The organism is Acinetobacter sp. 228, assembly GCF_048147885.1.
Genome location: NZ_JAYWYV010000002.1, coordinates 259,355 through 271,087, shown reverse-complemented (window position 1 = coordinate 271,087; position 11,733 = coordinate 259,355). Strand labels below are relative to the sequence as shown.

Annotated in this window: 13 protein-coding genes; 11 read left to right on the top strand and 2 right to left on the bottom strand. The window is 46.8% G+C overall.

The features are described from left to right. Window positions 1-220 precede the first annotated feature (220 nt). The 11 genes from VXQ92_RS02650 (at window position 221) to VXQ92_RS02600 (ending at window position 9,280) form a co-directional block, all read left to right on the top strand. Complete coding sequence (locus VXQ92_RS02650) at window positions 221-664, top strand: GNAT family N-acetyltransferase (RefSeq protein WP_416680295.1); 444 nt, start codon at window positions 221-223, stop codon at window positions 662-664. Between the two features lie 299 nt (window positions 665-963). After that, window positions 964-1,848 carry a SphA family protein gene (locus VXQ92_RS02645; RefSeq protein WP_416680294.1) on the top strand — a complete coding sequence of 295 codons (885 nt, stop codon included), beginning with the start codon at window positions 964-966 and terminating at the stop codon, window positions 1,846-1,848. A 34-nt stretch (window positions 1,849-1,882) separates the two neighbouring features. After that, window positions 1,883-3,217: an acetamidase/formamidase family protein gene (locus tag VXQ92_RS02640; RefSeq protein ID WP_416680293.1), complete on the top strand. Its 1,335-nt coding sequence runs from the start codon at window positions 1,883-1,885 to the stop codon at window positions 3,215-3,217. 88 nt (window positions 3,218-3,305) lie between these two features. Beyond that, on the top strand, window positions 3,306-4,508 hold the full coding sequence (locus VXQ92_RS02635) for an aromatic ring-hydroxylating oxygenase subunit alpha (protein WP_064096700.1): 1,203 nt from the start codon (window positions 3,306-3,308) through the stop codon (window positions 4,506-4,508). Between the two features lie 11 nt (window positions 4,509-4,519). Continuing rightward, window positions 4,520-4,873, top strand: coding sequence for a hypothetical protein (locus VXQ92_RS02630; RefSeq protein WP_416680292.1), 354 nt, complete (start codon window positions 4,520-4,522; stop codon window positions 4,871-4,873). Window positions 4,874-4,884: 11 nt separating this feature from the next. Then, complete coding sequence (locus VXQ92_RS02625; protein ID WP_416680291.1) at window positions 4,885-5,346, top strand: nuclear transport factor 2 family protein; 462 nt, start codon at window positions 4,885-4,887, stop codon at window positions 5,344-5,346. A gap of 56 nt (window positions 5,347-5,402) precedes the next feature. Beyond that, window positions 5,403-6,674, top strand: coding sequence for a styrene monooxygenase/indole monooxygenase family protein (locus VXQ92_RS02620; protein ID WP_416680289.1), 1,272 nt, complete (start codon window positions 5,403-5,405; stop codon window positions 6,672-6,674). Continuing rightward, the gene (locus tag VXQ92_RS02615) at window positions 6,661-7,185 is read left to right on the top strand and encodes a flavin reductase family protein (protein ID WP_416680287.1); all 525 of its coding nucleotides are present in this window, start codon (window positions 6,661-6,663) and stop codon (window positions 7,183-7,185) included. The genes VXQ92_RS02620 and VXQ92_RS02615 overlap by 14 nt, the downstream gene beginning before the upstream one ends. Beyond that, a complete protein-coding gene (locus tag VXQ92_RS02610; RefSeq protein WP_416680286.1) occupies window positions 7,182-7,952 on the top strand; it encodes an SDR family oxidoreductase in 771 nt (256 codons plus the stop codon). The genes VXQ92_RS02615 and VXQ92_RS02610 overlap by 4 nt, the downstream gene beginning before the upstream one ends. Beyond that, complete coding sequence (locus tag VXQ92_RS02605) at window positions 7,949-8,281, top strand: non-heme iron oxygenase ferredoxin subunit (RefSeq protein WP_416680284.1); 333 nt, start codon at window positions 7,949-7,951, stop codon at window positions 8,279-8,281. Before VXQ92_RS02610 ends, VXQ92_RS02605 begins: the two co-directional genes overlap by 4 nt. A gap of 6 nt (window positions 8,282-8,287) precedes the next feature. Continuing rightward, entirely contained in the window at window positions 8,288-9,280 is a 993-nt protein-coding gene (locus VXQ92_RS02600) for a 2Fe-2S iron-sulfur cluster-binding protein (RefSeq protein WP_416680282.1), read from the top strand. Window positions 9,281-9,304: 24 nt separating this feature from the next. Here the strand turns inward: VXQ92_RS02600 and VXQ92_RS02595 are convergent, their stop codons facing one another. After that, window positions 9,305-9,952 carry a response regulator transcription factor gene (locus VXQ92_RS02595; protein WP_253170966.1) on the bottom strand — a complete coding sequence of 216 codons (648 nt, stop codon included), beginning with the start codon at window positions 9,950-9,952 and terminating at the stop codon, window positions 9,305-9,307. Then, entirely contained in the window at window positions 9,943-11,424 is a 1,482-nt protein-coding gene (locus VXQ92_RS02590; RefSeq protein WP_416680280.1) for a PAS domain S-box protein, read from the bottom strand. The genes VXQ92_RS02595 and VXQ92_RS02590 overlap by 10 nt, the downstream gene beginning before the upstream one ends. Between the last annotated feature and the right edge of the window lie 309 nt (window positions 11,425-11,733).

The window sequence follows — 11,733 nt, the reverse complement described above, 5'->3', positions numbered from 1 at the left end:
CAGAAAAGTATAGTTAAACAAGCTTTTAAATAAATGGATTTTTAAATAGAGTGAGTTGCCGTCTTGAAAATACGGACAAGGCGCAGAGAAGGATATTACCGAATATTCAGACCGGTTTTTAAATTTGGGGAAGTCCATTCAAGAACAGCCATAGCAGCTAACTTTTAAGAATAAAAACTTTTTAATGTGGACAAGCTAATAAAGAGGAATTTAAAAAAACATGAAAATCAGAAAAGCCACTATTCAGGATACTTGTGCCATTGTCGATGTGATTGCACCCTTTGTCGATGCCGTAATCAGTTCAGAAGAGGGTCGCCAGCGCTTTCAGCCTGAGATGATCCAGACCATTTTTGAGCGTCCGGACATTCATTATTTTGTGGCAGAAATCGATCATCAGGTGATAGGTGTCGTTGCTTATATGGAACCTGCACACTTCATGCATTTTTTCCTGAACCAAGCCTATCAGGGGCAGGGTTATGGCCGGCAAATGTGGCGCTTTTTAGAAAGCAAAATCCGCTGTCAAGGCCATTCAAGTATTACGGTAAAATCCAGTCTTTATGCCTTGGATATTTACAAGTGCTTTGGTTTTGTGGAAACGGGAAAATACACGGAAGAACATGGAATCCGTTTTATCCCGATGCGAAAGGATTATCCGGATTGTTAAAAGCGGAATGAAAGGCCATCAGGCACATTTTTATATTCCAAAATTTTTCCCAAAGAATGGCCATTTTCTGACTGTTTTATAGGTGGTTTCACCTATAGCAATGTGCCATTTAGCTAAATTTTCTCCAGACAAACACCTAGAGTATTGCGCAGTTTCAGCTAGCCATCTTCAGGTTTTACCTATCTAAACACAGATTCGTCCTTATATTTCCCTGCCATGTTTCAGGTCTAGATTAAGTCATACGCTTGAGGCTTCAAAAGCCCTGCAAATAAACTTTGAAGACTAGGGGAAAGCTGTAAATGCTAAGCAAATATCTGAAATCAGTGGTATTCACCACAAGCCTGATCAGCTGTGCACCGTTCGCATTTGCAGCTGAAAATGGTGGTAGTGCCTATCCAGATGGCACAGAAAGTTTCCTAGGGGGTGCAATGCCACCTCCAGGTACTTACTTAGTGAGCTACAACCAGTTCTATTCAGCAGACAAATTCAAAAATGATCATCCGGTATTTGATGATTTCAAACTGGATACCTTTGCCACCGTCGCGCGTGGTGTGTATGTCAGCGACAAGACCTTTCTAGGTGCAACGTGGGGTATGCATGCATTTCTGGTTTATGCCAATGCGGACATCACTTTGGGCGGTGGACAAGATGAAAAAACTGCACTGGGTGATGTGATTATCGATCCATTCCTGCTGGGCTGGCACAAAGGTGACTGGCATGTGGCAACGGGTGTCGATTTCTATATCCCAATCGGTTCATATAACAAAAACCGCCTCGCCAATATTGGGCGTAACTACTACACCATTCAACCGATTGTTTCCGCAACTTATCTGAACCAGCAAGGCATCGAAGTCAGCACTAAGTGGATGTATGACATCAACTTTGAAAACAAAGACACCAGTTATGAGTCAGGTAATGCCTTGCATGTGGATTATATCGTTGCCAAGCACATGGGACCATTAGCGGTCGGTCTAGGTGGTTATGTACATCGCCAGCTTGAAGGTGACTCCGGTGAAGGGGCCGTGCTAGGCGATTTCAAGGCAAAAGCAGCCAGTATCGGTCCGCAAGTGCGCTACCAATTTTCTAAAGGTGTCGCAGTTGCCGCCAAATACCAGAAAGAATTTGATGTAGAAAACCGACCAGAAGGTCAGAAATTCGCACTTGATATCACAGTTCCATTTTAAACAGACAGTTATTTAAAACTATAGGGGTAATACGATGAAGATTGAAAACCAAGACTATGCAGCAGGCAGCACCAACGCAGTGGACTATCTGCTGGTCAATGAATTTTCGGGCGGTATTGTCGGTCCAAGCCAACGCATGCTTGGCCCACTGAAAAATGGCGGAACCTTAAAAACCGGTACGCCTCCGGGCTGTTGGGGTCCAATGATTACCCCTGCATTCCAGGGTGGTCATGAAGTGACATTGCCTGTGTTTATTGAAGGTGCAGAAGTCGGTGATGCGGTTGCACTTAAAATCAAAAAAATGAAAGTGACTTCGATTGCGACATCTTCAGGGGTGATGAGCTTCGTTGAAGGACGTTACCACGGCGACCCGTTTGTGGCGAAATACTGTAGCGCATGTGGTACAGAACAGCCGGCAAGCTATGTTGAAGGCATTGGTGAAGATGCCATCCGTTGCAAAAACTGTGATGCAGAAGTCAGTGCTTTTGAGTTTTCACACGGTTATGTGATCGTGCTGGATGAAGAAAACAAAGTGAGTTTGACGGTCAATCAGGAGATTGCCAACAAACTTGCCGGCAATGCCAATGAACTGTCTGCACTACCTGAACATGCAGCTCAACACTCAATCTTATCACTGGCTCGTGCCGATATGCCGGGAGTCGCAGCGCATATGCGTCCATTCCTTGGCAACATCGGAACCACGCCATCACGTGATCTACCTGACTCACATAACTGTCATGACTTTGGTCAGTACCTGATTAATGCACCGCACAAATTTGGCATGACGGAAGAAGAACTGCTTGCAGCAAAAACCGATGGCCATATGGATACCAACTCAATCCGTCCGGGTTGTATCTTGATCTGTCCGGTTAAAGTGCCAGGCGCCGGTGTGTACATGGGCGACATGCATGCACAGCAAGGCAATGGCGAAATTGCCGGTCATGCCACGGACGTGTCTGGTGAAACAGAACTGCAAGTTGAAGTAATTAAAGGTCTGACCATTGATGGTCCAATCCTGCTACAGGCAGCAGATGATCTTCCACCGATGGCCCGTCCATTTACCAAAGAAGAAAAAGAGAAAGTGAAAGCACTCGGCGAACGCTGGGGCCAGACCGAAATTGAAGAAAGCGGTCCAATTACCTTTATGGGTACCGGTAAAAATCTGAATGATGCGACTGAAAATGCACTGAATCGCGCGGCTAAAACTACGGGTTTGAGCTATGACGAAGTCATGAACCGCTGCACCATTACCGGTTCGATTGAAATCAGCCGTTTGCCGGGTATGGTACGCGCCACGTTCCTGTGTCCAATGCCAATTCTGGAAAAGCTCGGCATCGCAGATCTGGTGCGCGAACACTATCAACTTTAATCAAAACTGGATTTAACAACAGCTGCAGTGGCGCCACGCCACTGCCTGTTGAAAATAAATAACTTAGAAACTTGAACAGGAATGTCATATGAACAGTAATTCTAAACTCCGTTGGGGCGAACTTTATCCTGAACTCGGTATTGAACCTATTCCAACCGAGCCATGTATTTCACCGGAAATCTATCAGGAAGAAATCGACAAGGTATTTTCTAAAGTCTGGCTAAAAGTCGGTCGTGTCGAAGAAATTCCAAAGAAAGGCGATTACAAGGTCAAACGTCTGGATTTTGCTAAAACTTCCGTGATTCTTATGCATGGCAAAGACGGCGAAATCCGCGGCTTTCACAACATCTGTTCGCATCGGGGCAACAAGGTTGTAGTAGAAACCGACAACGAAACTTTCGGGTCAAACAAAGCTGCAGTTGTGACCTGCCGTTTCCATGGCTGGGTCTATGATGCCAAAGGTGATCTGGTCAGCGTACCAGAAGAAGAAAAATTCACTTCCTGCTTTGACAAAGGTCATAACGGTCTGGCACCCGTACGTACCGAAGTCTGGGAAGGCTTTATTTTCGTGAACCTGGATAATGAAGGCACTCAAGGTGTAGAAGAATTCCTGGGCGGCATGGGTACACATTTAGGCGGTTATCCCTTCCATGAAATGGAAGAATGCTTTGCCTATAACACGGTACTGAACTGTAACTGGAAAGTCGCGCATGATGCCTTTGCGGAGGCTTATCACGTAGCCACCATTCATGCCGGTTCATTCCCGAATGTCTTTGCCTCTGGCCTGCAAGAAGTACAACTGTTTGGCGATCACCGTACCTGTGCGGTCTGCCTCACCAAAAATGCCAATCCGAAACCGGCTGCGGCGCTTTCCGGGGAAATTACCGGAGCATCACTGGTCAATCACTACGAACGTACGCAGTTACCGAAGTCAGTGAATCCAAATGACCGTGATGATTTTTCATTCGAGCTTTCTGTCATTTTCCCGAACATTCTGGTGCATGTGACAGAAGGCGTATGGTTTACCCACCAGTTCTGGCCAGTTGGTCACAACAAAACCCGTTGGGAAGGCCGTTACTACCTGCCTAAAGCGAAAACCTATTCAGAGCGCTGGGCACAGGAATTTGCTCAGGTACTGCAGCGTAATGCCTGGTTAGAAGATACTGCAACCATGGAAGATACCCAGGAAGCACTGGAATCTAAAGCTAAAAAAGTCATGCATTTACAGGATGAAGAAATCCTGATTCGTCATGGCTACCACGTTCTTGAACAATACCTGAATCGCGCATAAGGAGAATGCACATGTCAAATATCATTTCACAATTGCCGGCTGACTTTGCTGCTCTGGAATCTTTTGTAGCGAAGTGGGCACTTGGAACCTCTAAACAGCGTCATCTGGCCCGTCTGAACTCCACCAAGGAAGAGCTGCAGGCATTTTATGATGCAATTCTGCCGGAAATGCGTAACCTGCTGGCGGCATTAGATCAATATCCATTGGGCTCATTGCCGGAAGAGCTGCACAAGCTGTACTGGCTCAGCCTGAGCTTTGCAGAAATCGCGCCGCATATCGAACTGTATAAAGGTTCAGTTGGTGTGCCATATGCCTTTGAAGAAACCCGCTTTGTCTATGAAACTGGTGACGTGGTCAACGTTTAAAGGAATTGAATATGAGCCAGCACAATCTGGAAACCCGTTTGCACTACCTGGAAAGCTGCGAAGCCATTCGCAGCCTGGTCGGCCGCTATGCAACCGCAGCGGACCAGCGAAACAACCCAGCCATTATGCAGCATCTGTTTCATGACGATGCGGTCTGGTGTGCGAATGGTTTTGGCGAATATCAAGGTCGGCAAAACATTCTGGATGCGCTGTCTGGCATTGCTGAAGCGCAGGTGCTGTGGAGCCTGCACATTATGGCCATGCCGGATATCGAAGTGCTGGATCAGCATCATGCCAATGTCAGCTGGATGCTCTGGGAAGTTTGTAATCTGGCCGAGAAAGGTCAGCAGGCCACTACCAGCTGCCTAGGCGGATTTTATCAAGCCACTGTTCACTGTGATGAAGAAGGTGAGTGGAAATTTGACCGGGTGGAATTAAACCTGACTTTTAATCAGCCGTATCCGACAACATAAGCGCAAATATAACGATAGCTGCTGCATCAGACACGGCCTAAAGAGGAATTCAAGAGATGAGAAAAATCGCAATTATTGGTGGTGGGCAGGCAGGTTTATTACTGGCATTCTCATTACTAGAAAAAAAATATGACGTTACTGTATATGTAGATCGTCCTGCAGATGAACTGTTGCATGGCCGCATGGTCAGTACCACCATGTTCTTCGCCAATACGCTTGAAGTGGAGCGCAAACTGGGTCTGAATGTCTGGGATGGCAAGGCACATCATGGAGAGGCGATTCATGTCGACTTCCGTGCGCCAGACGGTACGGTTGCATTGCCTTTGACTGATTTCCTGCATGAAAATAAAGGCATTGCCATGGACCAGCGCACCAAATACCATCGCTGGCTAGAAGAATATCCACGCCGTGGTGGCAAGCTGGTAATCCAGAATGTGACACCTGAAGATTTGGAAATCATCTCTGCTGAAAATGATTTAACGATTCTTGCGGCGGGCAAAGGCAATATCACCAGTCTATTTAAACGCAATGAAGAACGTTCAGTGCATCAGGCACCGCCACGTAAACTGGCCGCGGCTTTGGTGGTCGGTGATGATCTATGTGGTCCAGATAGCTGGCAGGGCCAGCCCTCGCAAACCTTACACTTCAACTTTGTTGCCGGTGCAGGTGAATATTTCAGTATGCCGTTCTATAGTCATACTCATGGCCCATGCCGTAGCTTCCTGTTTGAATGCGTGCCAAACGGCCCAATGGACATTTTTGATGATGTGACTAGCGGTGACGAAATGCTGCAACGTATGAAAGAAGCAGTAGCCAAAGTGACGCCAGACCAGAGCTTCCGTATGGTCGATAACATGGAACTGAGTGATCCGAATGCCTGGCTGAAAGGCGCATTCCGTCCAGAAGTTCGTTATCCGGTTGCAACTTTAGAAAATGGTGCTCCGATTTGGGGTATTGGCGACACAGTAATGGTCAATGACCCGATTGCTGGTCAGGGCGCCAATAATGCCACCCGTATGGTCGAGCATTATCTGCAGGCCATTCTGGCGCATGGCGATGAAGCCTTTACTGCCGAATGGATGACGCAAGTCTTTGATGAATTCTGGGAATATTCAGGTCGCTATACCACTGAATTTACCAACCTGTTGCTGAATCCGCCAAGTGAAAGCCTGCTTCAGGTCTTGGGTGCTGCATCTCAAAACCGGGCTATTGCCGATGATTTCATGGGACACTTCAACCATCCACGTGGTTTCTGGCCAGCAGTCGATGGTGCGGAAGGCGCAAAAAGATATCTGTCACGTAAGGAGTTTAATCATGCAGCTGCCTGAAGTACTGTGGCAGGAAGTTGACCTGGCTGAAGCGAAAGCGCTTCGGCAGGCCTTCGGCGGTTTTGCCACCGGTGTTGCGATTGTCACCTGTCTGGATCAACAGCAACAACCTGTCGGACTGACTATTAATTCATTTAGTTCCGTGTCATTAGATCCTGCGCTGGTGCTATGGAGTCTGGTGAATCATTCACCAAGTCGTACGGTTTTTGAAAATGCAGAATACTTTGCCATCAATATTCTGGGAGCAGACCAGCAGGACGTTGGTCTGAACTTTGCCAAGCCGATTGCCGATAAATTCCAGCACGGTGTGTGGAATATTGAACAGTCTAAAGCGCCCGTATTGGAAGGGTGTGTGGTGCAATTTGTTTGCAAAAATGAAAAGCAGATTGAAGCCGGCGATCACCAGATTTTCCTTGGAAAAATTGAGCAATGCCGTCACAGCAATCAGCGTCCATTGCTGTTCTGCAAAGGACAGTTTAGTGAATGGCCACAATATAAGGAGGCTTCATGACCGATCTGAACAATAAAGTAGTTCTGGTCACTGGGGGGGCGACTCACATTGGTCAAGCAGTGGTTAAAGAATTAAAAGGCTTGGGCGCCGACGTCATTATTGCTGATATTAATCAGGAACAAGGCCAACAGGTCGCAAATGAAACCCAAACTCGCTTTGAATATCTTGATCTGGCCAGTGATGACAGCATTCAGGCCTTGGTGGGCAAGCTGACACAAGTGGATATTCTGGTGAATCTGGCCTGTCTGTATGAAGATCATGGATCTCAGTCGACACGTCAAGATTGGCAAAATACCTTCAATGTCACGGTGTTTGGTCATGCTGCATTGGTACAGGCCTGCCGCCCATTGCTGAAAGCGAGTTCAGATGCTGCAGTGATCAATATCAGTAGTGTCAGTGCCCGTATTGCCCAAAAAGAGCGCTGGGTTTATCCAGCATCAAAGGCCACACTGGAACAGCTAACCAAAAGTATGGCACTCGATTTAGCCACTGATGGTATCCGCGTGCATGCTTTGTCTTTGGGCTGGACCTGGTCTGTGCCAATGCAGATGATTTCAGGCAATGACCGTCCGAAAACCGATTGTGTTGCGGGTCGTTTCCATGTGCTGGGCCGTATTGCCGATGCCGAAGAGGTGGCAGAAGCTTTAAGCCTGCTTTGCAGTCCCAAAGCCAAATTGCTTACCGGTAGCACCATCCATGCCGATGGTGGCTACCATACTCTGGGGCCTGAAGCGACAGATTCACCGATTGAGGAGTTGAGCGCATGAATATTCAAGTGAACAATATTGCTGAAAAATTTCTTTGCCTCACCTCGGATATTGAACAGGGGGAAGGCTTACAGGTCATTATCGACGGTTATCCACCACTCGCGGTGTTTCATCTGGAAGATGGTGGATTCTATGTTACCGATGATACCTGTACCCATGGGGATGCATCTTTGGCTGATGGTGAAGTTGATGGCTGCGAAGTGGAATGTCCGTTCCATGCCGGCGCCTTCGATATCAAGACCGGTGAGCCGTGTGGTGCACCCTGCAGTATTCCGCTTAAAACCTACACTTCATTTGTACGTGATGGTCAGGTGTATTTGGTGGAGTAACGCGCTATGTATAAAATCCAGATTAAAGGACAGGGTCAATTTCACTGTGCAGCAGACGATGTTCTGCTGCGCGGCGGTTTGCGTGAAGGTTTGGGCTTGCCTTATGAATGCAATGCCGGTGGTTGCGGCACCTGTAAAATTGAAGTGTTGTCGGGTGAGGTTGAAAATCTGTGGGCAGACGCACCTGGGTTGTCTGATCGCGATAAACGTAAGGGACGTGTATTGGCTTGCCAGTGTCGGCCAAAATCGGACTGTGTGATCAAGGTTCGTTTAGATGAACAGTGCACGCCTAAAATTTTGCCAAAACAGCAAGCCGTGAAGCTCAAGCATGTGCAAGCGATTACCCATGATATTTTAGAAATTCATTTACAGTCGGATGAACCAGCCCAATTTATTCCAGGGCAATATGCGCTGCTCTGGGTAAATCAGGAATTGCTGCGTGCCTATTCGATGTCGAACTTGCCTAATGACGAAGGGCTGTGGGTGTTCCAGATTCGCCGTGTGCCGGATGGCAAGATGACCAATTTGCTGTTCGATGAGCAACAACGACAAGATGCCGTGATTCAGATTGATGGGCCTTATGGTCTGGCGCATTTGCAGGAACAGCCACGTCCGATTGTCTGTGTTGCAGGTGGTTCGGGTCTTGCGCCAATGCTGGCGATTGCGCGTGGTGTGGCGGCCAATCCGCGCTTGCAACATCATAAGGTCTGGTTCTTCCACGGTGGACGTGAACAGCGCGATTTGTTGACCGAAAATCAGCTCAGGGACTGGACCGAATTAGGTGAGCGTCTCAATTACGTGCCTGCCACGTCTGCAGAACTGATAGACGGCATCCGTTCCGGTTTCATTCATGATGTAATTAATGATGTGCTGGGCGAGCAATTACCTGAGCATGAGATTTACTGTGCCGGGCCACCGCCGATGGTAAAATCCATTGAACAGATGGCGCATCAGGCGGGTATTCCACAACAACAGATTCACTTCGACCGCTTTTTCTAAGTTAAGCTGAATAAAAGGCGATGGTTAACCCATCGCCTGCATGCTTTTTCCCCGGCACATCAGCACCATATTCACAATCTGGGCAATTGACTCCGTCCCCAGTTTTTGTCGGATATGGGTGCGGTGAATCTCGACAGTTTTATGACTGATATTCAGCATCTGCGCAATATGTTTACTGGAGAGGCCATCGACCAGCAAATTAATAATTTCGTTTTCACGTGGTGACAAGGATTTCAGTTTCAGCAATTGCTGTTTGCGATTTTCAGCTGCGACAAAGTCCTGTTCTGCCTGTTGCAGGCAGGCTTGAATCTGGTTCAGCATATGCTGCGGATTAAACGGTTTTTCCAGAAAATCAAAAGCGCCGGCTTTCATGGCATTTACCGACATCGGAATATCACCATGACCGGTCATGAAAATGATCGGAATATAGGCTTTCTGCTGATTGAGCTGTTGCTGTAATTGTAATCCACTCATGCCACGCATGCGGATATCCAGAATCAGGCAGGCTGGAGTATTCGGCCGTGGATAATTTAAAAATTCGGTCGCACTGCTAAATGTTTTAGTTTCTAACTGTACGGAGTCCAGCAACCAGGTCAGCGAGTTTCGGATATCCTGATCGTCATCAATGACGTAGACTATGGGCTCGGGAACATGAGAATTATTTAAATACATTTAGCACGCTCCTGTGCAGATAATGAAATATTAAAAATTGCGCCGGATTCACCCTGGCAGACCCATAAATAACCCTGATGGTTTTCAATAATGCTACGCGATAAAGTCAATCCGATCCCCATGCTGTCTTTCTTGCTCGAATAAAAAGACTCGAACAGCTGTTCCGGATTTTGTCCTTGCAGTCCCGGACCATTGTCTGCAATGGCAATTCGGGCATGCTGGTTGTGCTGCCAGGTCCTGATATAGATATCACGTTGACCTTCAGGATTACGTTGTAACGCATCCACCGCATTAAAGACCAGATTAATGATGACCTGGCTAAACAGGGTTTCATCAGCAGAGATAGAAACCGGTGTCACACTCAGCTCATAATGAATGGTACAGCCGCCCTGATCGGCTTTCAGTCCAATCAGGGGATGCAGGTCCTGAATCAATTTATTGAGGGAATGTACCTGAAAATTGGCTTCGCCTTTGCGCAAAAAGCTGCGCATACTGTGAATAATCTGGTTGACCCTTTTGGTCTGATCCAGTGCGGCATTCATGGCATCCAGCGTTTCAGTGGTATTGGCTAGGCTGTTTTGAATACGGATAATGCTGCCACCGACATAATTATTGAGTGCAGCTAAGGGCTGATTCAGTTCATGTGCCAGTGCGGTCGCAAGTTCACCCATGGTTTTGCAGCGTGACATATGGCCTAACTGACGTTCCCGAGCCCGCGCCATTTCTTCTGCTTCAATCCGTTCGCTAATATCGCGGTAATTGATCAGGATTCCCTGAATATCCGGATGGTCGAGCAGGTTGCGATAGGTTGCTTCATGGTGCCGCCACTTACCATTATGGTGCATAATTTTGTAATGCAGCACTCCAATCGACTGTTCAGCCGGTTTTTTAAATAACAGTTGCCGGACTTTAATCCGGTCATCCGGATGAATGACACTCAGCACATTTTTATTTAAAACAAAGCGGTCACGATAACCCAAAATACGTTGTAGAGAAGGGCTGGCATACAGTAGTTTGCCTTGCAGGTCCAGAATCGCGATGCCATCACCCGAGTTTTCCAGCAGCATCTTGAAATACTGATCTTTAGACTGCAGCTGATACTGATATTTCTTGATTTCACTAATGTTGCGAACCAAAGCCAGTAGCTTGGGCTGATGCTCAATTTCGACCGTTTTCAGGCAAACCTCAACAGGAATCTGCCGTTGATTCTGCGCCTGAATGATCCATTCAAATGTAATTGCTTCATGACTGGCAGCTTGTTGCACCTTTTTTAAGGCATGGTAAAAATCAAAACCATGGCTATGCGCACTGATTTTTTCTACACTCATGCTGGTTAATTCAGATTTGCTGTAACCGGTGAGGTTTTCAGCTGCTTCATTGACGTCCATGAATTCAACACTGCCGATATCATGCACAAAAATAGCATCACCCGCCTTATCAAAGATGGTTTGATAATAATTTAAACTGGTCATTCTCATTCCTTACCTGAGATAGCATCCGGCGATCTGGTACAGGGGGTATTCGCCTTCAATGATGAATACTTGTTATTTTGTATTTCATATTGGAGCAAAGTAAAAAAGAGTTCAATTGCACTTTAGGTCTGATTGCATACTTTAAACATATAAAATAAATCCACATGACATCTATCAGCCTGGTTAGGTTTGATAAGCAAAATTAGTACCATTTTCACGTTTTTAGATCGCTATCAGATCATATTGTATTCATTTAGCCGACTCGTTCCTTAATATAAGCCAAACTTTCCGCTATCGGCCAGTATCCTA